This is a genomic window from Leisingera sp. ABD4_442 (assembly GCF_056160905.1).
In genome coordinates, this window is the sequence record NZ_JBSWYB010000006.1 from 1 (window position 1) to 25370 (window position 25370).

General features: G+C 62.7%; 26 protein-coding genes and 1 pseudogene. 19 read left to right on the forward strand and 8 right to left on the reverse strand.

Annotation, left to right across the window (positions count from 1 at the left end; genetic code table 11):
- Positions 1-245, reverse strand: a pseudogene (locus ACXAHG_RS06770) (hypothetical protein); the annotation flags it as partial.
- 54 nt (positions 246-299) lie between these two features.
- Positions 300-1010, reverse strand: coding sequence for a uroporphyrinogen-III synthase (locus ACXAHG_RS06775; protein WP_475056644.1), 711 nt, complete (start codon positions 1008-1010; stop codon positions 300-302).
- An 89-nt stretch (positions 1011-1099) separates the two neighbouring features.
- Here ACXAHG_RS06775 and tsaD point away from each other — a divergent pair, with 89 nt between their 5' ends.
- The 6 genes from tsaD to ACXAHG_RS06805 all read left to right on the forward strand — a co-directional run bounded on the left by tsaD (position 1100) and on the right by ACXAHG_RS06805 (position 5227).
- Complete coding sequence (gene tsaD / locus ACXAHG_RS06780; RefSeq protein ID WP_475056512.1) at positions 1100-2197, forward strand: tRNA (adenosine(37)-N6)-threonylcarbamoyltransferase complex transferase subunit TsaD; 1098 nt, start codon at positions 1100-1102, stop codon at positions 2195-2197.
- A complete protein-coding gene (locus ACXAHG_RS06785; protein ID WP_475056514.1) occupies positions 2194-3156 on the forward strand; it encodes an NAD(P)H-dependent glycerol-3-phosphate dehydrogenase in 963 nt (320 codons plus the stop codon). Before tsaD ends, ACXAHG_RS06785 begins: the two co-directional genes overlap by 4 nt.
- Before the next feature lies 1 nt (position 3157).
- Complete coding sequence (locus tag ACXAHG_RS06790; RefSeq protein WP_039126373.1) at positions 3158-3430, forward strand: YciI family protein; 273 nt, start codon at positions 3158-3160, stop codon at positions 3428-3430.
- Complete coding sequence (locus ACXAHG_RS06795; protein ID WP_475056515.1) at positions 3430-3852, forward strand: EVE domain-containing protein; 423 nt, start codon at positions 3430-3432, stop codon at positions 3850-3852. Before ACXAHG_RS06790 ends, ACXAHG_RS06795 begins: the two co-directional genes overlap by 1 nt.
- A 45-nt stretch (positions 3853-3897) precedes the next feature.
- The gene (locus ACXAHG_RS06800) at positions 3898-4293 is read left to right on the forward strand and encodes a DUF1761 domain-containing protein (protein WP_475056516.1); all 396 of its coding nucleotides are present in this window, start codon (positions 3898-3900) and stop codon (positions 4291-4293) included.
- A gap of 286 nt (positions 4294-4579) precedes the next feature.
- Entirely contained in the window at positions 4580-5227 is a 648-nt protein-coding gene (locus ACXAHG_RS06805; RefSeq protein WP_475056517.1) for a DUF899 family protein, read from the forward strand.
- 247 nt (positions 5228-5474) lie between these two features.
- Here the strand turns inward: ACXAHG_RS06805 and ahcY are convergent, their stop codons facing one another.
- Positions 5475-6863, reverse strand: coding sequence for an adenosylhomocysteinase (gene ahcY, locus ACXAHG_RS06810; protein WP_475056645.1), 1389 nt, complete (start codon positions 6861-6863; stop codon positions 5475-5477).
- 151 nt (positions 6864-7014) lie between these two features.
- Positions 7015-7329 (reverse strand): hypothetical protein, encoded by a 315-nt coding sequence (locus ACXAHG_RS06815; RefSeq protein WP_475040094.1) that lies wholly within the window; start codon positions 7327-7329, stop codon positions 7015-7017.
- Positions 7330-7554: 225 nt separating this feature from the next.
- Here ACXAHG_RS06815 and ACXAHG_RS06820 point away from each other — a divergent pair, with 225 nt between their 5' ends.
- On the forward strand, positions 7555-8151 hold the full coding sequence (locus tag ACXAHG_RS06820; RefSeq protein WP_475056518.1) for an HD domain-containing protein: 597 nt from the start codon (positions 7555-7557) through the stop codon (positions 8149-8151).
- A gap of 338 nt (positions 8152-8489) precedes the next feature.
- Here the strand turns inward: ACXAHG_RS06820 and ACXAHG_RS06825 are convergent, their stop codons facing one another.
- Together ACXAHG_RS06825 and ACXAHG_RS06830 are read right to left on the reverse strand one after the other, a co-directional pair.
- Positions 8490-9044 (reverse strand): ActR/PrrA/RegA family redox response regulator transcription factor, encoded by a 555-nt coding sequence (locus ACXAHG_RS06825; RefSeq protein ID WP_475056520.1) that lies wholly within the window; start codon positions 9042-9044, stop codon positions 8490-8492.
- A 78-nt stretch (positions 9045-9122) separates the two neighbouring features.
- Positions 9123-9743 carry an SCO family protein gene (locus ACXAHG_RS06830; protein WP_475040096.1) on the reverse strand — a complete coding sequence of 207 codons (621 nt, stop codon included), beginning with the start codon at positions 9741-9743 and terminating at the stop codon, positions 9123-9125.
- A 116-nt stretch (positions 9744-9859) separates the two neighbouring features.
- Here ACXAHG_RS06830 and regB point away from each other — a divergent pair, with 116 nt between their 5' ends.
- The 10 genes from regB (at position 9860) to ACXAHG_RS06880 (ending at position 22629) form a co-directional block, all read left to right on the forward strand.
- Positions 9860-11254: a sensor histidine kinase RegB gene (gene regB / locus ACXAHG_RS06835; protein WP_475040097.1), complete on the forward strand. Its 1395-nt coding sequence runs from the start codon at positions 9860-9862 to the stop codon at positions 11252-11254.
- A gap of 89 nt (positions 11255-11343) precedes the next feature.
- Positions 11344-12891 carry a PAS-domain containing protein gene (locus ACXAHG_RS06840; protein WP_475056521.1) on the forward strand — a complete coding sequence of 516 codons (1548 nt, stop codon included), beginning with the start codon at positions 11344-11346 and terminating at the stop codon, positions 12889-12891.
- Positions 12892-12940: 49 nt separating this feature from the next.
- Positions 12941-13417: a tRNA (adenosine(37)-N6)-threonylcarbamoyltransferase complex ATPase subunit type 1 TsaE gene (gene tsaE, locus ACXAHG_RS06845; protein WP_475056522.1), complete on the forward strand. Its 477-nt coding sequence runs from the start codon at positions 12941-12943 to the stop codon at positions 13415-13417.
- Positions 13414-14412: an aminoglycoside phosphotransferase family protein gene (locus ACXAHG_RS06850; RefSeq protein ID WP_475056524.1), complete on the forward strand. Its 999-nt coding sequence runs from the start codon at positions 13414-13416 to the stop codon at positions 14410-14412. Before tsaE ends, ACXAHG_RS06850 begins: the two co-directional genes overlap by 4 nt.
- Complete coding sequence (locus tag ACXAHG_RS06855; protein WP_475056525.1) at positions 14412-15104, forward strand: nucleotidyltransferase family protein; 693 nt, start codon at positions 14412-14414, stop codon at positions 15102-15104. The genes ACXAHG_RS06850 and ACXAHG_RS06855 overlap by 1 nt, the downstream gene beginning before the upstream one ends.
- Positions 15094-18027: a double-strand break repair protein AddB gene (gene addB / locus ACXAHG_RS06860; protein ID WP_475056527.1), complete on the forward strand. Its 2934-nt coding sequence runs from the start codon at positions 15094-15096 to the stop codon at positions 18025-18027. The genes ACXAHG_RS06855 and addB overlap by 11 nt, the downstream gene beginning before the upstream one ends.
- Positions 18024-21377, forward strand: a complete 3354-nt coding sequence (gene addA, locus ACXAHG_RS06865) for a double-strand break repair helicase AddA (protein ID WP_475056528.1) — start codon at positions 18024-18026, stop codon at positions 21375-21377. The genes addB and addA overlap by 4 nt, the downstream gene beginning before the upstream one ends.
- Positions 21378-21441: 64 nt before the next feature.
- Positions 21442-21762 (forward strand): thioredoxin, encoded by a 321-nt coding sequence (trxA, locus tag ACXAHG_RS06870; protein WP_475056529.1) that lies wholly within the window; start codon positions 21442-21444, stop codon positions 21760-21762.
- Between the two features lie 157 nt (positions 21763-21919).
- Complete coding sequence (locus ACXAHG_RS06875) at positions 21920-22267, forward strand: Lin0512 family protein (RefSeq protein ID WP_475056531.1); 348 nt, start codon at positions 21920-21922, stop codon at positions 22265-22267.
- A complete protein-coding gene (locus ACXAHG_RS06880; RefSeq protein WP_475056532.1) occupies positions 22264-22629 on the forward strand; it encodes a Lin0512 family protein in 366 nt (121 codons plus the stop codon). The genes ACXAHG_RS06875 and ACXAHG_RS06880 overlap by 4 nt, the downstream gene beginning before the upstream one ends.
- Positions 22630-22698: 69 nt before the next feature.
- Here ACXAHG_RS06880 and ACXAHG_RS06885 read toward each other — a convergent pair whose 3' ends face one another.
- Positions 22699-22890: a DUF1127 domain-containing protein gene (locus ACXAHG_RS06885; protein ID WP_475056533.1), complete on the reverse strand. Its 192-nt coding sequence runs from the start codon at positions 22888-22890 to the stop codon at positions 22699-22701.
- A gap of 203 nt (positions 22891-23093) precedes the next feature.
- On the opposite strand from ACXAHG_RS06885, the gene hslV reads away from it, so the two are divergent.
- Both hslV and ACXAHG_RS06895 read left to right on the forward strand, forming a co-directional pair.
- Complete coding sequence (gene hslV, locus ACXAHG_RS06890) at positions 23094-23657, forward strand: ATP-dependent protease subunit HslV (RefSeq protein WP_475056534.1); 564 nt, start codon at positions 23094-23096, stop codon at positions 23655-23657.
- Between the two features lies 1 nt (position 23658).
- Positions 23659-24729 carry a hypothetical protein gene (locus tag ACXAHG_RS06895; protein WP_475056536.1) on the forward strand — a complete coding sequence of 357 codons (1071 nt, stop codon included), beginning with the start codon at positions 23659-23661 and terminating at the stop codon, positions 24727-24729.
- 73 nt (positions 24730-24802) lie between these two features.
- Here the strand turns inward: ACXAHG_RS06895 and ACXAHG_RS06900 are convergent, their stop codons facing one another.
- Entirely contained in the window at positions 24803-25198 is a 396-nt protein-coding gene (locus ACXAHG_RS06900) for a DM13 domain-containing protein (RefSeq protein WP_475040109.1), read from the reverse strand.
- Between the last annotated feature and the right edge of the window lie 172 nt (positions 25199-25370).

Consider the following 25370-nt stretch of genomic DNA (forward strand, 5'->3'; position numbering starts at 1 on the left):
GTCTCGGTCTCGGTCTCGGTCTCGGTCTCGGTCTCGGTCTCGGTCTCGGTCTCGGTCTCGGTCTCGGTCTCGGTCTCGGTCTCGGTCTCGGAAACCGGGGATTCTGTTTCGTCAGCCGCGTCAACCGCCGCGCCGGCAGTTTCCGCGCTCACGTCCTGTTCCGAAGTCTCCACAACTTCTTCAACCGGCTGGGTCTCGCCGGGGCCGGGCTCAATCACGTCTTCCGGATTTTTCTTGTCAGCCACGCCGGCCTCCCCCCTCGATTCCTAAAAAATACATTCTCGCGAACACGCTGGACACTACTCTGCGCGATCCCCGCCCTCAAGCCGGGACAGCTGCGCTGCGGCATCAAGGACGGCTTCGCCCATTGCCTTGGCATCCGGAGCCCTACTTACGCGCAACGTCTTGCAATTCAAGCCTTTCAATGGCTCCGCCACCGCTGGGCTCAGCGCAATCAGATGCAAATTCGCCCCATCCCCGCACAGATTGGCAAAATGGCGCGCAGTTCTGGGAGAGAAAAGCGGCACGATCACATCCTTTTGCGCAGAAAGAACAGCTTGGGCCTCCTCCGTCAGCGGCAACAGCACTTGATCATAGACCACCTGCTCCCGGCACGGCAGCCCCGCATCCTCAAGCCTCTGTGCAATGTTTCCCCGTGCGTGCGCACCCCGCAGGTGCAGCAACGGTCCTTCAGGGCGCTGCTGCAAAAGGGCTGCAACCAGCTCATCCGCGCATATGCCTGCGCAGGACGCCGTCCAGCCCGTTTCCATAGCGGCCTGCGCAGTGCGTTCTCCCACGCAATAGGCAGGCAGGCGGGCGGTGGTTTCACGTGAAGCGGTCTCCACCCCGTTTGCAGAGGTGAAGATGACCCCCTTCGCACCATCTAATTGGACCGGGGTGCCCGCAGGCCGGATCTCAATCAGCGGTGCATGGACAACCTGCAGCCCGGCGCGCGCATCAGCAGGCAGCCCGGCCGCGAACCGCTTGGCCGCGTCCAGCGGGCGTGTCATCAGCAATGGCACCATCGCAGGGCTCCCGGGATTGTTTGCAGGCAGCTTAGGTGGTAGCCCCGGCGGCAATTCGATGCAACGGTAAGGCCATGACTAAGACCCTGACCATTCTGGGGCTGGAAAGCAGCTGCGACGACACCGCCGCCGCCGTAATGCGGCAGGCTGAGGGCGCGCAGCCTGAGGTTCTGTCCTCGATCGTGTTCGGCCAGACCGAGCTGCACAGCGCCTTTGGCGGCGTGGTGCCCGAGATCGCAGCCCGCGCCCATGCCGAGAAGCTGGACCTCTGCGTGCGCGATGCGCTGGCCGAGGCCGGGCTGACACTGAAGGACATGGATGCGGTTGCGGTGACGGCCGGCCCCGGCCTGATCGGCGGCGTGATGTCGGGCGTGATGTGCGCCAAGGGGATCGCCGCCGCCACCGGCCTGCCGCTGGTGGGCGTGAACCATCTGGCGGGCCATGCGCTGACGCCGCGGCTGACCGATGGCATCGCTTACCCCTACCTGATGCTGCTGGTCTCTGGCGGGCATTGCCAATACCTGCTGGTGCGCGGGCCGGAGGATTTCACCCGCCTCGGCGGTACCATCGACGACGCGCCGGGCGAGGCGTTTGACAAAACCGCGCGCCTGTTGGGCCTGCCGCAGCCCGGCGGCCCTTCGGTGCAGGCTGAAGCGGAAGCGGGCGACCCCAAACGCTTCCGCTTCCCGCGGCCGCTGCTGGACCGGCCGGATTGCAACCTGTCATTCTCCGGCCTGAAGACCGCGCTGATGCGGATGCGGGATCAGATCGTGGCCGAGAAAGGCGGGCTGACGCGTCAGGACCGCGCCGATCTGTGTGCCGGGTTCCAGGCCGCAGTGGTGGACACGCTGGCAGAGAAAACCCGCCGCGCAATCCGCCTGTATCTGGAAGAGCAGCCTGCACAGCCAACTGTTGCCGTGGCTGGCGGTGTGGCGGCAAATACCGCCATTCGCACTACGTTAGAGACTGTTTGCGCCGAGGCCGGCGCGGCCTTCACGGCGCCGCCGCTGCGGCTGTGCACGGATAATGCGGCGATGATCGCCTACGCGGGCCTTGAACGGTTCAAGGCGGGCGCACGCGACGGGCTGGACCTGACCGCCCGCCCGCGCTGGCCGCTGGACCAAAGCAGCCCGGCACTGATCGGATCCGGCCGCAAGGGAGCCAAGGCATGAGTATTTCCGTTCTGGGATCGGGCGCCTTCGGCACCGCTTTGGCGATTTCACTGGCTGGCAACGGGCCGGTGACCTTGTGGGCGCGTAACCCCATGAAGGCGCAGTCGATGCAGGACAGCCGCCGCAACGGCACCCGCCTGCCCGGTGTGGCACTGCCGGAGAACCTGACCGTAACCGCGGATATTTCGCAAGCCTGTGCGTCTGACGTGCTGCTGCTTGCGGTGCCGATGCAGACACTGCGCGGGGTGCTGGAAGCGCATCGTGATCTCTTCACCGGCAAGACACTGGTTGCCTGCTGCAAAGGGATCGAGCTGGACTCCGGCCTGGGCCCGGTTGCGGTCATTCAGGAAGTCCTGCCAGATGCAAGCGCCGCCCTGCTGACCGGCCCAAGCTTTGCCGCCGATATTGCCCGCGGCCTGCCCACCGCACTGACCCTTGCCTGCAATAATGCAGAGCGGTGCAAGGCGCTGCAGGAGCAGCTGACCACGGCGAACCTGCGTCTTTACCGCACCACGGACACCATAGGTGCCGAGACTGGCGGCGCCCTGAAGAACGTCATGGCGATTGCCTGCGGCGCGGTCATCGGTGCGGGCCTTGGCGACAGTGCCCGCGCAGCGCTAATGACCCGCGGCTACGCCGAGATGCAGCGCATGGCGCTGGCCTGCGGCGCCAAGACAGAAACGCTGGCGGGTCTGTCCGGCTTTGGCGACCTGACGCTCACTTGCAGTTCGGATCTGTCGCGCAACTACCGTCTGGGCCTGTCCATCGGCCGCGGCGAGGAGTTTGATTCCAGCATCACGGTGGAAGGTGCCGCCACTGCGCGGGCCGTGGCGGCACAGGCCCAGCGGATGGGATTGGACATGCCGATCACGCTCACGGTAACCAATTTGCTCGATCAGCGCTTGACGATCAGCGAGGCAGCGGCACATTTGCTTAAAAGACCATTAAAAGAGGAATAAAATGCTCATCGCATTGATTGCCCGCGACAAACCCGGTGCCCTGCAGACCCGTCTCGATAACCGCGACGCACATCTGGCCTATATCAACGACACCGGTGTTGTGGCGCAGGCCGGCCCGCTCTTGGATCAGGATGGCAATATGGCCGGCTCTCTGGTTATTCTGGACGTCGAAGACATGGCAGCCGGCCAGGCCTGGGCGGACAACGACCCCTACAACAAGGCGGGCCTGTTTGAAGCTGTCGAACTGATCACCTGGAAAAAGGTCATCGGCTGATGCGTTACTGGCTGTTCAAATCCGAACCCTCCACCTGGAGCTGGGATAACCAGGTCTCCAAAGGCGAAGATGGTGAGGAATGGGACGGCGTGCGCAACTACCAAGCGCGCAATTTCATGCGCGAGATGAAAATCGGCGAGCGCGGGTTCTTTTATCATTCGCAGAAAGAGAAATCCGTGGTCGGCATTGTCGAGGTCTGCGCCACAGCACACCCCGACAGCACCACTGAAGACGCGCGCTGGGAATGCGTCGACATCAAGGCGGTGCGGCCCTTTGCCAAGCCTGTCTCCCTTGATCAGATCAAGACGGACCCGAGGCTGGAGGAGATGGTGCTGGTCAAGAACTCCCGCCTGTCGGTGCAGCCGGTGAGCGAGGCGGAATGGGCCGCCATCTGCGCGCTGGGGGAGACAGACCCCGGCTGATCTGCCACTCTGCTCTCCACAGGCAGAACAATCAGGGAGAGCATTGTGGAACTTGTCAGTGTGATTGCAGCGGCGGCGGCAGCATTTGTGCTGGGCGCGGTCTATTACGGTGCCTTGGCCAAGCCCTGGGTTGAGGCCTCGGGTGTGGAATGCGATGAGGACGGCAAGCCGAAGGGCGGGCAGAGCCCGGCGGTTTTTGCCATGGCCTTTGTGCTGCAGCTGATCGTCGCTGGCATGATGCGCCATGTGTTCACCCTGTCAGGCATCGAGTCCCTTGGTGCGGGCCTGGTGGGCGGCGCCGGTGTCGGGCTGTTCTTCATCAGCCCCTGGATCGCGCTGAACAACATGTACGGGATGCGGCCGGTCAAGCTGACGCTGATTGACGGCGGATATGCGACGCTGGCCTGTGCTGCAGCTGGGGCTGTGCTGGGGCTGTTCTGAGCCTGCGGCGTCTGAATTGAAAAAGGGAAGGTCTTGCGGACAAACAAGACCTTCCCTTCCACCCCGCGTGCCCATATCCACCACACGCGTATGAAAATCTGTGTCTTGGCCGTCCTGACCGTGACATCAGGTATAGGCTGTCCCGCCCCGATTCCGCAAAACAATAACCCGGACAATGCAAGACAAATGGGAACCGCTTACCTGCGGCGGCCCCGGCACTTGACAGGGCGGCCTATTATTTAACACTATTGTTAAATAGATGTTCACCAGCCAGGAAAGGTGATCCATGCCTGTAAACCTCCCTAATGAAAGCGCCGCCTACCGGGCTGCCCGCAATAACCTGTTGAAGGCCGAGCTTGCGCTGCGGGCGCAAACCGAAGAGGTCGCGGCCCTGCGCCGGGCCCTGCCGGAAGGCGGACTGGTTGCGCAGGACTACAGCTTTCGCAGCACCAGCGGGGCGAAGGTGCCCATGCGGGAGCTGTTTGGTGAACACAGCACCCTTGCCATCTATTCGCTGATGTACGGCCCGGAGGCCAAGGCCGCCTGCCCGATGTGTTCCGCCTTCCTGGATGGCTGGCGCGGACAGGTAGCCCATGTGCAGGAACGGATGGGATTTGCAGTGGTCGCCCAGTCTGCGCCTGAGCGCCTGGCTGCGTTGCAGGAGGAATTGGGCTGGCAGGCGCTGCCACTGTTTTCTGCGGCAGGAACCAGTTATCAGCAGGATTACCTGGCCGAGAATGAGGGGGGCGCGCAGCTGCCGATGCTGCATGTCTTCACCCGCTCCAGGGATGCCATCCGGCATTTCTGGGGGTCTGAGATGTTCTTTGAGCCCAGCCCCTGGCAGCCGCGCCACATAGACGCGCTGTGGCCGCTGTGGAGCCTGTACGACCTGACACCCGAAGGCCGCGGCAGCCATATGCCGAACCCGGGTTGAGCCTGCCGGGCCGGTACACACCTCGCAAAAGGGAAGTCACCCGCCCGTCGCGTCAGCGGCGGGCACGCGCCTGCCCGCCCGTCAAACCGAAGGTTTGCCTCCGGCAAAACGGCGGGCGCGTTCGCGCCCACCCGGGCAGACGCTCACCGCGATACTCTAACGGAGCCAGTTGCCGAAACCCTGCCTATCAAAAGAAAAGCGCCGCCGGATTGCTCCAGCGGCGCTGACTTTTCAAAAGCGAAACCGCTTAGTAGCGGTAGTGCTCCGGCTTGAAGGGGCCTTCGGGCTTGACGCCGATATAGGCGGCCTGTTCGGCGCTCAGCTGGGTCAGTTTAACGCCGATGCGGCCCAGGTGCAGACGGGCGACTTTCTCGTCCAGGTGCTTGGGCAGGATGTAGACGTCGTTTTCGTAGTTGTCGCCGCGGGTCCACAGTTCGATCTGGGCCAGCACCTGGTTGGTGAAGGAGGCCGACATCACGAAGGACGGGTGGCCGGTGGCGTTGCCGAGGTTCAGCAGACGGCCTTCGGACAGCAGGATGATGCGGCTGCCCGAGGGCATCTCGATCATATCCACCTGGTCCTTGATGTTGGTCCACTTGTGGTTCTTCAGCGCCGCGACCTGGATTTCGTTGTCGAAGTGGCCGATGTTGCCGACGATCGCCATATCCTTCATCTCGCGCATATGCTCGATGCGGATCACGTCCTTGTTGCCGGTGGTGGTGATGAACACGTCGGCGGTGGCGACTTCGTCTTCCAGCAGGGTAACCTCGAAACCGTCCATGGCGGCCTGCAGGGCGCAGATCGGGTCGGCCTCAGTCACTTTCACCCGGGCGCCAGCACCGCGCAGGGAGGCGGCGGAGCCTTTGCCCACGTCGCCATAGCCGCAAACCACGGCGACCTTGCCGGCCAGCATGGTGTCGGTGGCGCGGCGGATGCCGTCGACCAGCGATTCCTTGCAGCCGTATTTGTTGTCGAACTTGGACTTGGTGACCGAGTCATTGACGTTGATCGCCGGGAACGGCAGCTGGCCGTTTTTCTGCAGTTCATACAGGCGGTGCACGCCGGTGGTGGTTTCTTCCGAGACACCCTGGATCGCGTCGCGGGTCTTGGTGAACCAGCCGGGCGATGCCTCCATGCGCTTGAAGATTTGCGCCTTGATGACGGCTTCTTCCTCGGACTGCGGCGCCGGGATGATGTCCTCGCCCGCTTCGGCGCGCGCACCCAGCAGCACATAGAGGGTGGCGTCGCCGCCATCATCCAGGATCAGGTTGGCGCCTTCAGGGAACATGAAGGATTTGTCCAGGTAGTCCCAATGCTCTTCCAGGGTCTGGCCCTTGATCGCAAAGACCGGAATGCCGGCCTCGGCGATGGCCGCGGCGGCGTGGTCCTGGGTCGAGAAGATGTTGCAGGACGCCCAGCGCACATCGGCGCCCAGCGCCACCAGCGTTTCGATCAGAACCGCAGTCTGGATGGTCATGTGCAGCGAGCCGACAATGCGGGCGCCTTTCAGCGGCTTGCTTTCACCGTATTCTTCGCGCAGCGCCATCAGGCCCGGCATTTCGGTTTCGGCGATGTCCAGCTCTTTGCGGCCAAACCCGGCCAGCGCGATGTCTTTGACGATATAATCCCCGGCCATAGTCTGCTCCATTCCGGTTACGAGTACACTTGCAGCAGGGCCTAACACTGCAATTGTTGATATTCAACGAAGATACCCGCAACCGGAGCCGGCGGCTCTGGCTTTTTAACGGTGGTCAGGCTGTTGGGGGGAGCCTGTCAGGCTGCCAAAGTCAGCTTGGCGTGCCCGGATCCGGCGTTTTTTCCGCTATGTGGAAGAAGGAGGAACCGGTTGCCACAACGCAGCTGATTCCGTTTGCATGTGTAACCAAAACGGTGAAAGTACCGGTTTCATCTGAAGACCAAACTTCAATCACTGTGGCCTCTGGGCGGCTTTTCTGAAGTCCGCCGGCGGTCAGCCGTTCGGAATATCCGCTTTCCAGTTTCTGGGTCATGACCTCACGGTCGCCGCAGCTTGCAGCCAGGGCAGGCGGCGCTGTTGCAGCCATGCCGAAAAGCAGGGAAAGGCCAAGTAGACGCTTGAACATGACAAACTCCTTTCTGTTGCGTGTCACGTCGCAGAAGGGGGTTGCCGCAGAGAGGGGGCGGTGCCCCTTGTGTACCTATAATATTGGGTCTGAAGCGCTCTATTTCAAACTCACGGAACATAAACACCCCGTTTTCATCCGTGTTTGCAAAGTGCCGGCAGGCATTGCCCGGCATTGCCTCAGCAGGTAGTCAAAAAGCGTATTGCAGTGACAGGATGCACCGTCATGCCCGCCAAAACCGTCCGCGCCTGGCAGAGAATGCTATCGGGGCGCCGCCTCGATCTTCTGGACCCGACGCCCGTAGACATCGAGATCGAAGACATCGCCCATGGGCTGGCCTTTGTGGCGCGCTGGAACGGCCAGACGATGGGGGACTTTGCCTATTCCGTGGCTGAGCATTCGCTGCTGGTTGAGGACATTTTCAGCCGGATGCAGCCCAAGGCGCCGGTCAAATGGCGGCTGGCCGCGCTGCTGCACGACGCACCGGAATATGTGATCGGAGATATGATTTCCCCGGTCAAGGCGGCCGTGGGTCCGGGATACGGCGATCTGGATCAGCGGCTGACCGCTGCCATCCATCTGCGGTTCGGGCTGCCTGCCGCCCTGCCCAAGACCGTCAAGGCGCAGATCAAGCGGGCGGACAAAATCAGCGCCTGGATGGAGGCGGTGCAGATTGCAGGGTTTTCAGAGGCAGAAGCCAGCAAGTTCTTCGGCCGCCCGAAAGCAGAGATTGCCGAGGGGCTGCACATCCGCCTGCGCCCGCCGGTCGAAGTGCGGCAGGATTTCATTGCCCGGCACCAGGCCCTGTTGCAGCGGATGTAGCCGGCAACGGGTTTCACCCAGCTATGGCCGCTGCCATGCCGGTGGTTCCAATCGTTACTCTGCTGCCTGTCCTGCGTATAATGGATAGCAAGGTAAGTATGGCGGCGCCGCCAAGGGGCGGAGGCGGGACGGGAGGGTTGCTCCCGCACGCGAAACGTCGTCTGTGCGTGCCCGTGCCAAAGGGCCCAGTTCCAAGTTGCCGGGGGTGTCAGGCCCGGCAGTGACCGCGATCGACTGGGACTATGCCGCAGGCCGCTTAAGATCCCGTGAGACCAGCGTACGCAGGCTGCGCAACACCCTACGTTGAGGGGCAGAGCCCCGTGTCTGAAGTGGAAGGTTCAGCGCGGGCTGCGCTTGGCCAGGATCCGCTGCAGGGTGCGGCGGTGCATGTTCAGCCGCCGGGCAGTTTCCGAGACATTGCGGTCGCAAAGCTCATAGATACGCTGGATGTGTTCCCAGCGCACCCGGTCAGCGCTCATCGGGTTTTCCGGCGGCGGCGGCAGCTCATCGCCGCTGGTGAGCAGCGCATTCATGATGTCGGTGGCATCAGCCGGCTTGGACAGATAGTCGGTTGCCCCGATCTTGACCGCGGCCACTGCGGTGGCAATGGCGCCATAGCCTGTCAGAACCACCACCCGGCTGTCAGGGCGCTTCTCGCGCAGCACCTCGACCACGTCCAGGCCATTGCCATCCTCCAGCCGCAGGTCGACTACCGCATAAGCCGGCGGCCGTGCCGTGGCTATGGCACTGCCTGCCGCAACGGACCCTGCGGTTTCCACCTCGAATCCGCGCTTCTCCATTGCCTTGGCAAGACGCCGCAGAAACGGCTCGTCGTCATCGACCAGCAGCAGCGTTTTGTCGGGTCCAATGTCCTGCAGAGCAGTTTCGGCCATGCCCGGTCCTCCGCGAAGTTTTTCAGTTCACGCAAGAATATGTCCGGGCAAGGGGAAAGGTCAAACAGCTATCCCGCCTCAAGTTTTCCCGATGAAACAGGCAGCTTTGTCCGCCATCTGTTCGGCGGTTTCGTCACGGCGGAAGAATTCCACAAACCCGTCTTCCGGCAGCACAAGGTAAGAGAAGGTGGAATGATCGACCAGATAGTAATCCTCGTCCCCCTCGTTCTTTTTGAAATAGGTTTTGTAGGCCTTGCTGGCCGCCCTCACCTGGTCCAATGAACCGGTCAGGCCGATCATCTTTTCATGCAGGTTTTCGGCATAATCACCAACAGCTTCAGGGGTATCGCGCTCCGGGTCGATGGAAATGAACACCGGGGTCACGCTGATGCCGCGCTCTGCCAGAACATCGACGGCATCGGCGTTGCGGGCCGAATCCATCGGGCAGACATCGGGGCAAAAGGTATAGCCGAAATAGACGATTGACGGCTCGGTGATCACGTCTTTGTCGGTAACGGTTTCACCTTTGGCGTTGACCAGTTCGAACGGGCCGCCGATGGTGTCGGCGCCGCCGGCGATCTGGCTGCTGCGGCACTGTGCGAATTTGTCGCCCCCGTTGCCTCCCTGCGTCAGGAACCAGGCACCGCCCACCAGGGCAGCAACAAAAGCGGCAGCAAAAAGAGCATAAACGCGGGTCATGGGATCACACTTTTCATCAAGGAAGGGTTGTTGATCGTTTGCGGCGCCAGACCTATCAAGAAATACAGCCGATGCAACTGGCGCACGGCGTCACATCTGCGGGAGCACTGGACCCCATGAGCGATCGTTTTTTCAGACCAGCAGGCGGTCAGGAACACAGCCACTGGATCCGGCTGCGGACCCTGATCTTATTGCGCTGGGTCGCCATAGCCGGCCAGGTGACAGCGATCGCTGTTGCGCAGCACCGGTTTAACCTGCAGCTGGAACTGGGCCTGTGCTACCTGGCTATCGGCATTTCTGCCGCCGGCAATCTGATTGCCGTCTTTGCTTTTCCGGAAAACAAGCGCCTGACGGAGTTCGAAAACTTCCTGATGGTTCTGTTCGACCTGCTGCAACTGGCCTTTCTGCTGTATCTTACGGGCGGGCTGAACAACCCGTTTGCATTGCTGGTGCTGGGGCCGGTTACGATCTCTGCAGCGGTGATGGGGCTGCGCTCCACCCTGATCATCGGCGCCACTGCGATCATCCTTGTTACCCTGATGGCAGAATTTCACCTTCCGCTGCGCACGGAACAAGGGTTCATTCTGCGGATCCCGGATGTCTTCATCTTCGGCAACTGGATCGCCATTGTTATCGCGATCCTTTTCATCGGTGCCTATTCTTTTCGTGTCAGCAATGAAATGCGGTCCATGTCGGACGCGCTGAGTGCCACCCAGCTTGCGCTTTCGCGGGAGCAGAAACTGACGGACCTGGGCGGCGTGGTTGCCGCGGCGGCGCATGAGCTGGGCACGCCGCTGGCCACCATCAAGCTGACCAGCGCAGAGCTGATCGAGGAGCTGGACGACCGCCCCGACCTGCGCGAAGACGCCGCCCTGATCCGCGAACAGGCCGACCGGTGCCGCGATATCCTGCGCGGAATGGGGCGGGCTGGAAATGATGACCTGCATCTGAGGCAAGCTCCGTTTTCAACGCTTGTGACGGAAGCCGCAGAGCCGCATATGAACCGCGGCAAAGCAGTTCTGTACCATGAAGAACCGCTGGAGGGCGGAGATTTCCAGCAGCCGACAGTCATGCGCAAGCCGGAAATCATTCATGGACTGCGCAATCTGGTTCAGAACGCGGTGGATTTCGCGCAATCCACCGTGTGGATTGATGCTGCCTGGAACGACGACCGGATCATCCTGCGGATATGCGATGACGGCCAGGGGTTTCCTCCGCATCTTTTGGGCCGTATCGGCGACCCGTTTGTCCGCCGCCGCAAAGGGGAAACCGTGCAGAAGCAGCGGCCGGAATACGAAGGGATGGGGTTGGGCCTGTTCATTGCCAAGACATTGCTTGAGCGGACCGGGGCCAAGTTGAGATTCGCCAATGGCGCCGACCCTTTCCAGACCCTGAGCCCCTATGGCGACAGGCGCGGCGCCATCGTTGAAGTTGCCTGGCCCCGGACGAAAATCGACGCAATCGCTGCCGGCGGGCCTGTTACCGGGAAAAATATACCTTTAGAAATTTAACTATTCACTTTTGGGCAACCAATTAAACTTCATTTAACCATTATTAGGGAACCATACGGCTAAACGAGAGCTGAACTAGGCAGGACGACATGCAGAACTTCGCTTCGATCGAATGGTTTGTACTGGCAGCGCTTTGCGTTGCAACGGCTGCTGCCGCGGTCTGGTGGCTGTCTCCCTCCCCGCGCCGCCAGGGGCTTGAACACGACTTGCTGGCAGGCGACGGCCGCACCGACGCGGTCTTCCTGTTCGATGACACCAGCCTGATCGGCTGGTCCTCCGGCGCCCGCAAATTCATTGGCGATCAGGCGGAAAACTTTGATTGGGGCATGTTGCGCGATCAGCTCGCACGCAACTACCCCGGGCTGCCGCAATCACCGGGTTTCCTAAAGGATGTCGGGCCCTTGGTCCTGTCCGGAACCGCCTCTGCTGAAAGCCGGGAAGCACATTGCGAATGGATTGACGGCGTCACACGGGTACAGCTGCGCCGCAGCACGCTGGAAGAACAGAACAAATCCCTGGACCAGGAACTGACCACCCTGCGCGCTGCCGTGCACCAGGCGCCCTATCCGGTGTGGCTGCAATCCGAAGAGGGGGATGTGACCTGGTCCAACCTGGCCTATGACGATCTCAGCCAGAAAATCCGCGGCCGCAGCGCCGACTTTGCCGAGCCGCTTTTTACCGATCTCCATGATCCGATGACCAGCGGCAAGCCGGAGAGAATCAATATCCCGCTGCCCGACAGCAGCAAGAAGCTTTGGTACAATGTCTCGACCACTGAAACGGAAGCCGGCTGGCTGTGCCACGCAGTTGACGTGAATGCCGTGGTCGATGCCGAGGTTGCCCAGCGCAACTTTGTGCAAACCCTGGCCAAGACTTTTGCCCAGCTGTCAATCGGGCTGGCAATTTTCGACCGCAACCGCCAGCTGGTGCTGTTCAATCCGGTGCTGATCGACCTGACCGCCCTGCCCGCGAACTTCCTGAGCTCACGGCCCAACCTGCTGACCTTCTTTGACCGGCTGCGCGACCAGCGGATGATGCCGGAACCCAAAAGCTACTCCAGCTGGCGCCACCAGATGGCCGACCTGCTGGAAGCCGCAGCCGAAGGCCGCTACCAGGAAACATGGTCGCTGCCATCGGGTTCGGTCTACAAGGTTTCCGGCCGGCCGCATCCGGATGGCGCCATTGCGTTCCTGTTCGAAGACATCACCGCCGAAGTCACCCTGACCCGGCAATTCCGGTCCGAACTGGAAATGGGCCAATCGATCATGGACCAGATGGACGAGGCGATTGCGGTCTTTGCCAACGATGGCAGCATGACCTTCTCCAACAGTGTCTATGATGCCATGTGGCAAATGAACCCCGATGCGAGCTTTGCTAAAGTGTCGATTATGGACACGAGCCGGGTTTGGCAGGACACCTGTGCGCCGACGCCCGTGTGGGGAGAAATCCGCGACTTTGTCGCAGGTGGCGAAGGGCGGGAAGCCTGGTGGTCCAAGGTACAGCGACGGGACGGAACCCCGCTGGTTTGCATGGTCTCAGCCATTCAGAACGGTGCAACAATGGTCAGGTTCCATTCACCGCAAGCCGCCCCTCTTCCGGAAAGCCAGGAGCGTTTCCCCGCCATCAGCCAAGGGTGAATGAGGAAACCCGCTTGCAGCAGCACCGCGGCGGCGCCATTGTACCGCCATGACACTGAAAAATGCGGTCTACACGCTTAAGTCACCCGATGAAACGGCCCGCATGGCCGAGCATATCGCCGGAGCCCTGCGCCCCGGCGATTGCTTGTTGCTGGAGGGGGTTATAGGTGCAGGCAAAACCCATTTTGCCCGCCATCTGATCCAGTCTCTGATGGACGTTCCCGAAGACGTGCCCTCTCCTACTTTTACGCTTGTGCAGACATATGATCTGCCGGCGGGAGAGATCTGGCACACAGATCTTTACCGCCTGTCTTCTTTGGATGAGCTGGAGGAATTGGGTTTGACCGAGGCTTTCGAAACGGCAATCTGCCTTGTTGAATGGCCGGACAGGCTGGCGGAACTTGCACCGCCCCATGCCTTGCATTTGACATTGGCCCTGGATCCGGAACACGAGGACCGCCGCCAGCTGACACTTCACTGGAGCGATCCAAAATGGCAGCCTCTGATGGAGCGCATCAGCATATGACCAACCGCAATTCCTTGTGCGAAAACTTCCTTGCGGGAACACCCTATGCCAACTGGCAGCGCGGCCCGCTGGCAGGCGATGCGTCTAACCGGCGCTACGAACGGCTGACTAATACCGATGGGCAATCCGTGGTGCTGATGGACGCGCCGCCGGAAAAGGGCGAGGATGTGCGCCCCTTTGTCCGCATTGCAGAATATCTGCGTGCCCAAGGCCTCAGTGCTCCTGAAGTTCTGGCCCAGGATTGCGAACACGGGTTTCTGCTCTTGGAGGATCTGGGCGACGATCTTTTTGCCCGCGTCGTTAACCGGGAGCCGGCATTGGAATGGGAGCTCTATGAAGCTGCAACCGACGCGCTTGCCGCGCTCCACCGGGCGCCGATGCCGGAACTGGAACCCTATGGTCCACGGCTGATGGCAGAAATGGCCGGGCTGGCCTTGTCAAAGTACCGCGCCGGAATTCTTGGCGGCAGCGACCCGGATCTGCTGGCCCGGTTCGAGAACCTGTTCGAAGATATCCTGCGCGAAACCGTCAAGGGTGACACCGTTCTGGTCCAGCGGGACTATCACGCAGAAAATCTGCTGTGGCTGCCACAGCGGGAAGGGGTTGCACGTGTCGGCCTGCTGGATTTCCAGGACGCGCGTTCCGGCCACCCGTCCTATGATCTGGTGTCGCTTTTGCAGGACGCCCGCCGTGATGTGCCGGCGGGTATCGAGATGCAGATGATCAACCGCTATATTGAAGCTTCCGGCGTAGAAGAATCCGGCTTTCGCAGTGCGTACACCGTTCTTGGCGTACAACGGAACCTGCGTATTCTCGGCGTCTTTGCCCGCCTGAGCCTGGAGTATGGAAAGCCGCATTATGTCGACCTGATCCCGCGTGTTTGGGACCATTTCATCCGCGGGCTGGAGCATCCGGCACTGGCGCCGGTGGCCACCCTCTTGCGTGAAAGCCTGCCTGCGCCAGCGCCGGGCAATCTGGATAAGCTGAGGCCCTGATGCAGCACTCCCCCGATGCCGTCATGCTGTTCGCCGCGGGTTTTGGCACCCGGATGCGGGAGCTGACCCGCGACAAGCCAAAACCGATGATCGACGTTGCCGGCCGGCCGCTGATCTGTCACGCGCTGGCGCTGGCCAAGGCGATCCAACCGGCCCGGATCGCGGCGAATCTGCATTACATGCCTGAGCCTCTGCAAGCATTGTTAGAGCCTGAAGATGTGCAGATCAGCCTCGAACAGCCTGAAATTCTGGACACCGGCGGCGGGCTGCGCCAGGCCCTGCCCTTGCTTGGAGACGGACCGGTTTTCACCATGAACACCGATGCCATCTGGAAAGGCCCGAACCCGCTGCAACTGGCGCGTGAGGCCTGGGACCCTGAACGTATGGATGCGCTGCTGGTCTGCGTGCCGCTGGAACGCGCCGTGGGCCGCGCTGGCGGCGGCGATTTCTCGGCAGATGCCGAGGGCCGCATCAGCCGCGGCGGCAATCTGGTTTATGGCGGGGTGCAGATCCTGAAAACAGACGGGTTGCATCAGGTTGCGGAGCGGGTGTTCTCGCTGAATGTGCTGTGGAACCGGATGGCAGCGGACAGCCGACTGTTTGCGCTGGAATATCCCGGCCGCTGGTGCGATGTGGGCCACCCCGAAGGGATTGTACTGGCTGAGGAGCTGATCGCCGCAGATGATGTTTGAACCCTCCAGCACCCCGCGCGTCTTTGCCGTGCCCTGCGGCGTCGATTTCCCGCGGGCGCTGGTCGAAGGCCTGCGCGCCCGCGCCCAAGGCCAGCCGCCCGAGGCGCTGGCAAAGGCTGAGCTGATCCTCAACACCTCCCGCATGGCGCGGCGGGTGCGGGCGCTGTTCGACGATGGTCCCGCCATGCTGCTGCCGCGGATGCTGATGCTGACGGATCTTGCCCAGCGCGCAACGCTGGAGGGGCTGCCGCCCGCCCTGCCCCCGCTGCGGCGCCGGCTGGAGCTGTCGCAGCTGATCGCGAAACTGCTGGATGCGCAGCCCGATCTGGCTTCGCGCGCCTCGCTTTATGATCTGTCCGACAGCCTGGCGGCGCTAATCGACGAGATGCAGGGCGAAGGCGTCAGCACGGATACGATCCGCGATCTGGATGTTTCCGACATGTCCGGCCATTGGGCGCGGGCGCAGGCCTTTATCGGCATCGCCGATGAATTCACCGGCCTGCATGAGGGCGCGATGGATGCCCAGGCGCGTCAGCGGCAAGTGGTGCTGAACCTGATCGAGCAATGGCAGGAGACCCCGCCGCAGCACCCTGTCATTCTGGCCGGCTCCACCGGCTCGCGCGGGACGACGCTGCTGCTGATGCAGGCCATTGCCCGCCTGCCGCAAGGCGCGGTGGTGCTGCCGGGCTTCGACTTTGACCAGCCAGAGCGTGTTTGGAGCGGGCTGGATGATCCGATGATCTCGGAGGACCATCCGCAATACCGGTTCCACAAGCTGATGAAAGACTTGGAGATTTCGCCGGCGGATGTGCAGACATGGACTGAAACTCCGCCGGTTTCGCCGGAGCGGAATAAACTCGTGTCCCTCGCCCTGCGCCCTGCCCCGGTGACCGACGCCTGGATGAGCGAAGGCCCGCAGCTGACCGGATTGGACACAGCCACCGGGAACGTCACGCTGATCGAGGCGCCCTCCCCCCGGTCCGAGGCATTGGCCATTGCCCTGCGCTTGCGCCAGTCGGCGGAGGACGGCCAGACCGCTGCGCTGATCACCCCGGACCGGATGCTGACCCGCCAGGTTTCGGCGGCGCTGGACCGCTGGGATATCCTGCCTGATGACTCGGCCGGCCAGCCCTTGCAGCTGTCGCCGCCGGGCCGCTTCCTGCGCCATGTTGCGGGGCTGTTCTGCAAGCCGCTGGCCTGCGACAGCCTGCTGACACTGCTTAAACACCCGCTGACCCATGATGGCGCCGGCCGCGGCGACCACTTGCGCCAGACCCGCGAGCTGGAGCTGTCCCTGCGCCGCAATGGGCCGCCCTTCCCCGATGCCGCGGCCTTTGCCGGTTTTGAGAAAGGCCGTGAACTGACGCATGGCTGGACCGCATGGCTGTCAGCCTGTTTTGCGGATCAAGAGATTGCCGGCACCCTGCCCCTGACCGATTGGGTCGAGCGTCTGCGCGAGTTGGCCGAACGCATTGCCGCGGGCAGCCAGGCTGAGGGCTCCGGCACCCTTTGGGACAAGAAAGCCGGCCAAGCTGCCCTTGCCTGCATCGAAAATCTGGAGGCCGAGGCGCCTTATGGCGGCGAGATGACCGCCCGCGACTTTGCCGACTTGCTGGGCGCCTTGCTGAGCCAGGGCGAGGTGCGCGACCGCGATGCGCCCTATGGCTCGATCATGATCTGGGGCACGCTGGAGGCGCGGGTGCAGGGCGCCGATCTGGTAATCCTTGGCGGGTTGAACGAGGGCAGCTGGCCCGAGGTGGCGGCACCTGATCCCTGGTTGAACCGCCAGCTGCGCAATCAGGCGGGGTTGCTGCTGCCGGAACGCCGCATCGGCCTGTCGGCGCATGATTTTCAGCAGGCGATTGCCGCGCCGGAGGTCTGGCTGACCCGGTCTGAGCGGTCAGAAGAGGCCGATACCGTGCCCTCGCGCTGGCTGAACCGGCTGACCAACCTGCTGTCCGGCCTGCCGGAGCAAGACGGCCGGGATGCGTTGGATGTCATGCGGGCCAAGGGCCGCCAATGGCTGGGCTGGACCGAAGCATTGGAAGAACCGACGCCGATCCCGCAGATGCCGCGACCCTCGCCACGCCCGCCGGTGGCAAGCCGCCCGCGCCGGCTGACGATCACCGAAATTCCGAGGCTGATCCGCGACCCCTATGCGATCTATGCCAAGCATGTATTGCGGCTAAAGCCCCTCAATCCGCTGGTGCAGGAACCTGACGCCCTGCTGCGCGGCATCGTGGTGCATGAGGTGTTCGAGCATTTCATCAAGGAGGCCCAGGCCGATCCTTCTCTGCTGACTGCCGACCACCTGATCAACAAAACCCGCCAGCTGCTGGACACCCATGTGCCCTGGCCGGTTGCCCGCATTCTGTGGCACACCCGCATCCGCAAGATTGCCGGCGACTTTGTGCTGGCGGAGCAGGAACGCCAATTCCGCGCCAGGCCGGTTGCGTATGAGGCCAAGGGCAGAGCCCGGCTGGATCCGCTGGATTTCACCATCGCCTGCCGCGCCGACCGGATCGACATGGACGACCGCGGTTTCCTGCATCTTTATGACTACAAGACCGGCGCGCCGCCTTCGGAGGCGCAGCAGAAGAAATTCGAAAAGCAGCTGCTGATCGAAGCTGCGATGGCCGAAGAAGGCGCCTTTGTGGATCTTGGCCCAGCCGAAGTTGCCCGCGCGCTGTTCATAGGATTGGGCAGCAAGATGAAGGAAGTGCGCGCGCCCTTGGATGAAGAGCCGCCCGCCAAGGTCTGGGACGAATTGCGCACCTTGATCGGAGCCTATTTCGAGCCTGAACAAGGCTATTCGAGCCGGCGCATGGTGCATCGCGACGATATCGCCGGCGACTATGACCACCTGGCACGCTACGGCGAATGGGACCGTAGCGCCACGCCGCAGCCGGAGGATCTGGCATGACCGTCCGCGACGCCGCCTCTGAGGCCCAGTTCCGCGCTGCCCGCCCCGATGCCTCGACCTGGCTGGCGGCCAATGCCGGCTCGGGCAAGACCAAAGTGCTGACCGACCGGGTTGCGCGGCTGTTGCTGAAAGGCGTGCAGCCGCAGCATATCCTCTGCCTCACCTATACTAAGGCCGCAGCCAGCGAGATGCAGAACCGGCTGTTCAAACGGCTGGGCGAATGGGCGATGCTGGGTGATCCGGCGCTGATTGGTGCCCTGACCGAGTTAGGCGAAGTCAACACTGCTGCCGAGGATCTGGCGAAGGCCCGCACTCTGTTTGCGCGCGCGATTGAAACCCCGGGCGGGTTGAAGATCCAGACTATTCACTCTTTCTGTTCGTCGCTCTTGCGCCGCTTTCCGTTGGAGGCCGGCGTCAGCCCGCAGTTCTCGGAAATGGACGACCGCGCGGGCCAGCTGCTGCGGGCCGAAATCATGGAAGACTTTGCCCAAGGCGAAGAGGCCCCGCTGGTTGACGCCTTGGCGCGCCATGTCAGAGATAGCGATTTTGAGACCCTGACCGCGGCCATCTGCCAGCGCCGTGCCGACTTCGGCGAGCCGCTGGAGTGGACCGGGCTGCTGGAACTGTTTGAGCTGCCCGAAGGTTTTGATGAGGCCGCGCTGGAAGCGCTGGTGTTCCTTGGCGGTGAAGAGGAGCTGCTGCAGCGTACCCGCGACATGCTGGGGCAGGGCGGTGCGACGGATCAGAAGGCCGCCGCCAAGCTGGCGGGCATCAGCAAACCCACGCTTGCTGATCTGAGCACTTTGGAAGGCGTCTTTCTGACTGGCGCGAGCGCCAAGGAGCCATTTACGGCCAAACTGGGCAAGTTCCCCACCAAGAAGCTGCGCGAATCCCACCTGCCGCTGATGGACCAGCTGGAGCCGCTGATGCTGCGGGTGGAGGATGCCCGTGCCAAGCGCCTTGGTCTCACCGCCGCGCGCAAGAGCCATGATCTGCACCGCTTTGCAGCCGCCTTCCTGCCGGAGTATGAGCGCCGCAAGCAGTTGCGCGGCTGGCTCGACTTTGACGATCTGATCCTGAAGGCCCGGCAATTGCTGAACGACCCGGGTGTGGCAGCCTGGGTTCTGTACCGGCTGGACGGCGGTATCGACCATATCCTGGTGGATGAGGCGCAGGACACCAGCCCGGTGCAATGGGACGTGATCGAGAAGCTGGCGCAGGAGTTTACCGCCGGAGAGGGCGCGCGTTCAGGTGTGGAGCGCACCATTTTTGTGGTCGGAGACAAGAAGCAGTCGATTTACTCCTTCCAGGGCGCCGATCCGGATGCATTCGACCGGATGCAGCAGGAGTTCGGCAAGCGGCTGGCACAGACCGGGGCAGGGCTGCAGGATGCCTCGCTGGATTTCTCCTTCCGCTCCTCCCCCGCGATCCTGAAACTGGTGGACCTGGTGTTCAAGGACAGTCCCCGCGCAGGTTTCCGCAGGGAGGCGTTGCACCGCGCCTTCAAATCCGATCTGCCGGGCCGGGTGGACCTGTGGCCGGTGGTCGAGAAGGTCGAGGATGACGAGGACCCCGATTGGACCAGTCCCGTCGACCGCCCCAGCAGCCACCACCACACGGTGATCCTGGCGGAGCGCATCGCGCAGTCGATCAAAGAGATGATTGAAACCAGCGTGACGATCCCCGAGGACGGCGCGGAGCGCGGCACCTTCCGGCGCCGGCCCGTGACAGCCGGCGATTTCCTGATCCTGGTGCAGCGGCGCTCGGATCTGTTTTCGGAGATCATCCGCGCCTGCAAAAAGGCAGAACTGCCCATCGCCGGCGCCGACCGGCTGAAGGTGGGGGCAGAACTGGCGGTGAAGGACATTGCCGCGCTGCTGCGGTTCCTGGCGCTGCCGGAAGACTCTTTGTCTCTGGCCGAGGCTCTGAAATCGCCGCTCTTCGGTTGGAGGGAGCAGGCGCTGTTCGACCTCGCGCACCGGCGGAAGGCCATGTACCTGTGGCCGGCGCTGCGGGAGCGGGCAGGGGAGTTCCCGGAAACCATGGCGGTGCTGAACGACCTGCGCGCCAATGCCGATTTCCTGCGCCCCTTTGACCTGATCGAACGTATCCTGACCCGCCACGGCGGCCGCCAGAAACTGCTGGGCCGACTGGGGCCGGAAGCGGAAGACGGCATCAATGCGCTGCTGTCGCAGGCGCTGGCCTATGAGCGGACGGATGTGCCCAGCCTCACCGGGTTTCTGGTCTGGATGCAGACGGATGACCTGGAAATCAAGCGCCAGATGGGCGCGGCCGGCGATATGATCCGGGTGATGTCGGTGCATGGCTCCAAAGGTCTGGAGGCGCCGATCGTGATCCTGCCGGACACTGCCAAACGGCGGCCGCCGACAGATGCAGAGATCATGCTGGCGGGCGGAAGTCCGGTTTGGAAGGTGCCGAAAGAGCAGATGCCCGCCGCCATGCTGGCAGCCCGCGAGGCAGCGCAGGAGAAGTTGCAGAATGAGCGGCTCAGGCTCCTGTATGTGGCTCTAACCCGGGCAGAAAAGTGGCTGATCGTGGCTGCGGCTGGCGATGCTGGAGACGCCGGCGATAGCTGGTACCGCATGGTTGAAGGCGCCATGCGGGAAGGCGGCGCAGTCGAATGCGAGACCGGGGGCGGCAGCGGCCTGCGCCTGCAGCATGGCGATTGGGACGGGCTGCCGCTGGAAGTGCCGCCGGTTCATGAGGCCGCAATGCATACCCTGCCAGAGGTCTTCACCCGGTCTGCCCGCTCCTATGAAGCGCCGGCGCCGGCGCTGAGCCCCTCGGACTTGGGCGGGGCCAAGGCTTTGCCTGGTGATCAGGGTCTGAATGAGGACGCCGCCAAGGCCCGCGGCAGCCGGCTGCACTTGCTGCTGGAGCATCTGCCGGGACGGCCCGAGGCAGACTGGCCGCAACTGGCGCAGGACCTGCTGCAGGGGGCCGAAGACACTGCAGAACTGCTGAGCGAAGCCTCGGCGGTGCTGAAGAATCCGGATCTTGCGCACATCTTCCAGCCAGAGACGCTGGCAGAGGTGCCGGTGACTGCGGACCTGCACGGCAGCCGTCTGCATGGCGTCATCGACCGGCTGATAGTTACTCCGGAGAAAATCGTCGCGGTGGATTTCAAATCCAACGCCACAGTGCCTGAAACAGAAGGGCAATGCCCCGAAGGCCTACTGCGGCAGATGGGCGCCTATGCCCATGCGCTGGCACAGATTTTTCCCGGCCGCACCGTTGAAACCGCGCTTTTGTGGACCCGCACTGCAATGCTGATGCCGCTGCCGCACGAGCGCGTGACAGCGGCGCTGATGCGTCGGATGGAACCTTGACGATCCGTTAAGCCGTACCTAGGTTCCAACTCCAGTTGCCACATAACTCTATGGAGACATGCATATGTCCACCGTTGCCGTCACCGACGCCACTTTTGACGCCGAAGTCAAGAACTCCGATATCCCCGTTGTGGTGGATTTCTGGGCCGAGTGGTGCGGTCCCTGCAAACAGATCGGCCCGGCTCTGGAAGAGCTGGCCGCGGAATTCGACGGCAAGGTGAAAATCGCCAAGGTCGATGTTGACAGCAACCCGAACGCCGCCGCCGCCATGGGCGTGCGCGGCATCCCGGCGCTGTTCATCTTCAAGGACGGCCAGGTGATCTCGAACCGTGCCGGTGCCGCACCCAAGGCCGCGCTGCAGAGCTGGATCGAAGACGCGATCTAAGCTGGATCCCTTTCGAAGGGTTTCATGAGGGCTGTCCCCGCTGGGGCGGCCCTTTTTCATGCCCTGCGCTCTGGTGTAGCTGCAGGCGGCAAACTGGCTCTTTTCATTGCGCCGCCGCCCTGCGACGGTCCGCGTTGAGACAGGTACAGGAGGCACTATGGCCAAGACACGGGTACTGGTGGAATTCGGCATGGGCACGTCGCTCCGGCGCGAGGATTATACTGAGGCCGCCCGCCGCGCGATCAAGGATGCGCTGTGGCACAACTCCGTCAGCATGGCGGAGCTGTTTGATTTCCGGAAGGAAGACATGATCATCGACGCCGAGATCGGGGTGCAGAAACCGGAAGCAGTGGACACGGACGCGCTGATGGAGATCTTTCCCTACGGCCGGCCCAGCATCCGGGTTGTCGAGGGCGGTTTGAACATCGAGAAACCCCACGGCGGGCGCACGGTGATCGCCAATGCTGCCGTTGTGGTGTCCTTTGACATGGAGGCCGCGGAATGAGCGAAAAACGCATCATCCTGGAAATGGGCATGGGCAATGATCTGTATGGCCAGGACTACACCAAGGCCGCCCGGCGCGCGGTGCAGGACGCGCTGCATCACTCCTCGATCACGCTGTTTTCCAAGCTGGGCATCGACCACAGCGAGATGCGGGTAGAGGTGACCATCGGCGTGCAGCAGCCGGAGGCAGTGGATTGCGATCTGGTGGCTGAGGATCTGCCGCGGGGCCGGGCCAGCGTGCGGGCAGTGAAGGGCGGTCTGGATGTGGAGGATGCCGACGCCGGCGGCCGCCATGTGGTTGCCACTGCCGCGATCGAGGCCTGGCTGCCGGATCAGGCCGGGAAGTACAAGATCAGCAGCTGAAATGCGGCTCTATTAAAGAAAAAGCCGCCCGGAACTGGGCGGCTTTTGAATTCGGTACTGGCCGACTGATTACAGCGAAGCAATGTCGCCGCGAACCAGTCCGATGTCTGCCAGTTGGGCGTCCGACAGCTTGTCCAGCGCGTTGCGCGTCTGGCGGGTCTCGTTCCATTCCACGAGAGCAGTTTTCACGTTGATCAGTGCGTCGACCACGCGGAGAACGGTGACTGCTCCGAGCGGCGCGTAGATGTTTGCGGTAGTCATAGCGCTAGTCCTTCTGAGAAACAGCCGACCCTGTGCCGGTTGTGAGCCCCATGTAGGATAAGGGCCTGAGTCCCACAATTGCTGGAATCTCAGCCCCGATCTGCACGTATTGCATAGCGTATGCAGCCGGATCCTGGCGCATCCTATCCCTTGTGCCCTGCAAGTGATGGTTCCATATAGAGGGCAGAAATTTGGAGGCATGAATGGCAGACGATCAATTCCCCGGCTGGCACGGCACAACCATCATCGGTGTGAAAAAGGGCGGTGAGGTGGTCATCGCCGGCGACGGACAGGTGTCGCTGGGCCAGACCGTGATCAAGGGCACCGCCCGCAAGGTGCGCCGCCTGTCGCCCGGCGGCTTTGACGTGGTGGCAGGCTTTGCCGGCTCGACCGCGGATGCCTTCACGCTGCTGGAACGGCTGGAGGCCAAGCTGGAGGCCACCCCCGGCCAGCTGGCCCGAGCCAGTGTTGAGCTGGCCAAGGACTGGCGCACCGACAAATACCTGCAGAAGCTGGAGGCGATGCTGATCGTCACCGACGGCAAGGACATGTTCGTGATCACTGGCGCCGGCGACGTGCTGGAGCCCGAGCACGATGTGGCGGCCATTGGTTCGGGCGGCAATTTCGCCCTGGCTGCGGCGCGCGGCATGATGGACAGCGACAAGTCTGCTGAAGCGGTGGCCCGCGATGCAATGGCGATTGCCGCCGATATTTGCGTCTATACCAATGGCAATCTGACCGTCGAATCCATCGGCCAGGAGGGTTGATGTGGCTGAGATCGGCAAGGACGATCTGCGGGCCGCAGTTGGCTCCGGCCTGCTGAGCGAGGCGCAGGCGGCATCATTGCTGGCATTGGCGGACAGCCGCCGCGGCGCGCGGGAGAACCTGGCGCCGGGCGATGAGCCTTTTGAGCTGTTCAAAGGCTTCAACGAGATCTTCATTGTCATCGGCCTGCTGATCCTGGCCTCCGGTTGGATGGCCTTCACCGCGGTGGATCTGGCCGGATCCATTGGCGGCTATCAGCAAAAGGCGGTCTGGTCCGCCGTTGCCGGCGCCGTGGTTCTGTGGCTGCTGTCGGAGTATTTCATCCGCCGGCGCCGGATGGTGGCGCCGGCGATTGCGCTGTCGCTGTTGTGGGCCGGCAATGCAGGCACCGGCTTTGCCGCACATTTCTCGCAGCCCTTCATGATTGCGCAGAACGACTTTTCCAGCCTGCCACTGCCCTTTGCGCTGAGCACGGCTGCCATTGCAGTGTTCTGGCTGCGCTTCCGGGTGCCCTTTGCGATGGCGCTGATTGCGCTGGGGGTTTTTGTCTTCGCCTTTCTGACCGCTGCGATCCGGGGCGGCACGCCGGCCGGGATCAGCGAACTGTTCCTGCTGTCGGCCAGCGGGCCCTTTGCGTGGATCACCCTGGCCGTCGGCTTTGCCGTCTTTGCCGTAGCGATGGCTTTTGACCTCAGCGACCCGCATCGGGTGACGCGGCGGTCGGCGCAGGGGTTCTGGCTGCACGTGGTGGCCGCGCCGGCCCTGGTCAACACCATCGCGCTGAGCTTGCTGGACACCGGCGGCTCCGGATCACACATGCTGCTGCTGGGGGTGCTGCTTCTGTTTGCGCTGATCGCGATCATCATCGACCGGCGGTCGTTCCTGATTGCCGCCATCGGTTATAGCGTCACCCTGGCGGGCACCGTGTTCAACGGCGAGGGCACGGCGATCACCATTCTGGCGCTTGGCGTGTTCCTGGTCGCCCTGGGCGCCTTCTGGAGCCGGATCCGGGCTGCGCTGCTGGCACCGCTTTCCCAGGTGCTGCCCTTGCACCGGCTGCCGCCCTCCCATTAAGGGCCGGCAAAGAAAGAGGGCTGAGCAGATGCCCAGCCCTCCCATTGGCCATGTTGCGTGAGTGGCAGGCCGGTTATTTAATCTTGGCAACACCCAGCGGCACGCCCGCAACCTCGCACCAGATGTACACCTCGTTGTGCTTGGAAATGTCCCAGGTGGCGGGCACCGCATAACGCTGCTTGCCGGTCAGGCTGAGCAGGGCGCCCAGTTTGGTGTCGGGGTCATACTTGCCGTCCTTGCCCAGGGCGACACGCGGGTCCGGGCCGCCGTCCAGCGAGAAATCGTCGCCCAGCTCGACGATGTAGCGGCCGCCTTCTTCGACCACTTTGACCGCGCCTGAGGTCACGTGGTTCGAGCGGCCCTCAAAGTGGCCTTTGGCGCCGCCGGCAATGGCAGCGGTTGCACCGGTGAGGGTCACGGCGGCGGTGGTTGCAGCGGCGGCGGCAAAGAAGGATCGGCGGTTCAGCATTTGTGTCTCCCTTTAGCTCCTGAACAAAACGCTGACCTCATCTGGTCAGGTTCGGTTTTAAAAAGAAACCGGGGCTCACCGGCCTATTATCTGGCGTGTTTCGCCCGTGTTCCGGCGTGAGGTTTCCGTGATTGGCTTGTGATTGGCCGGCCGTGACCCTAGGTTCCCGGTG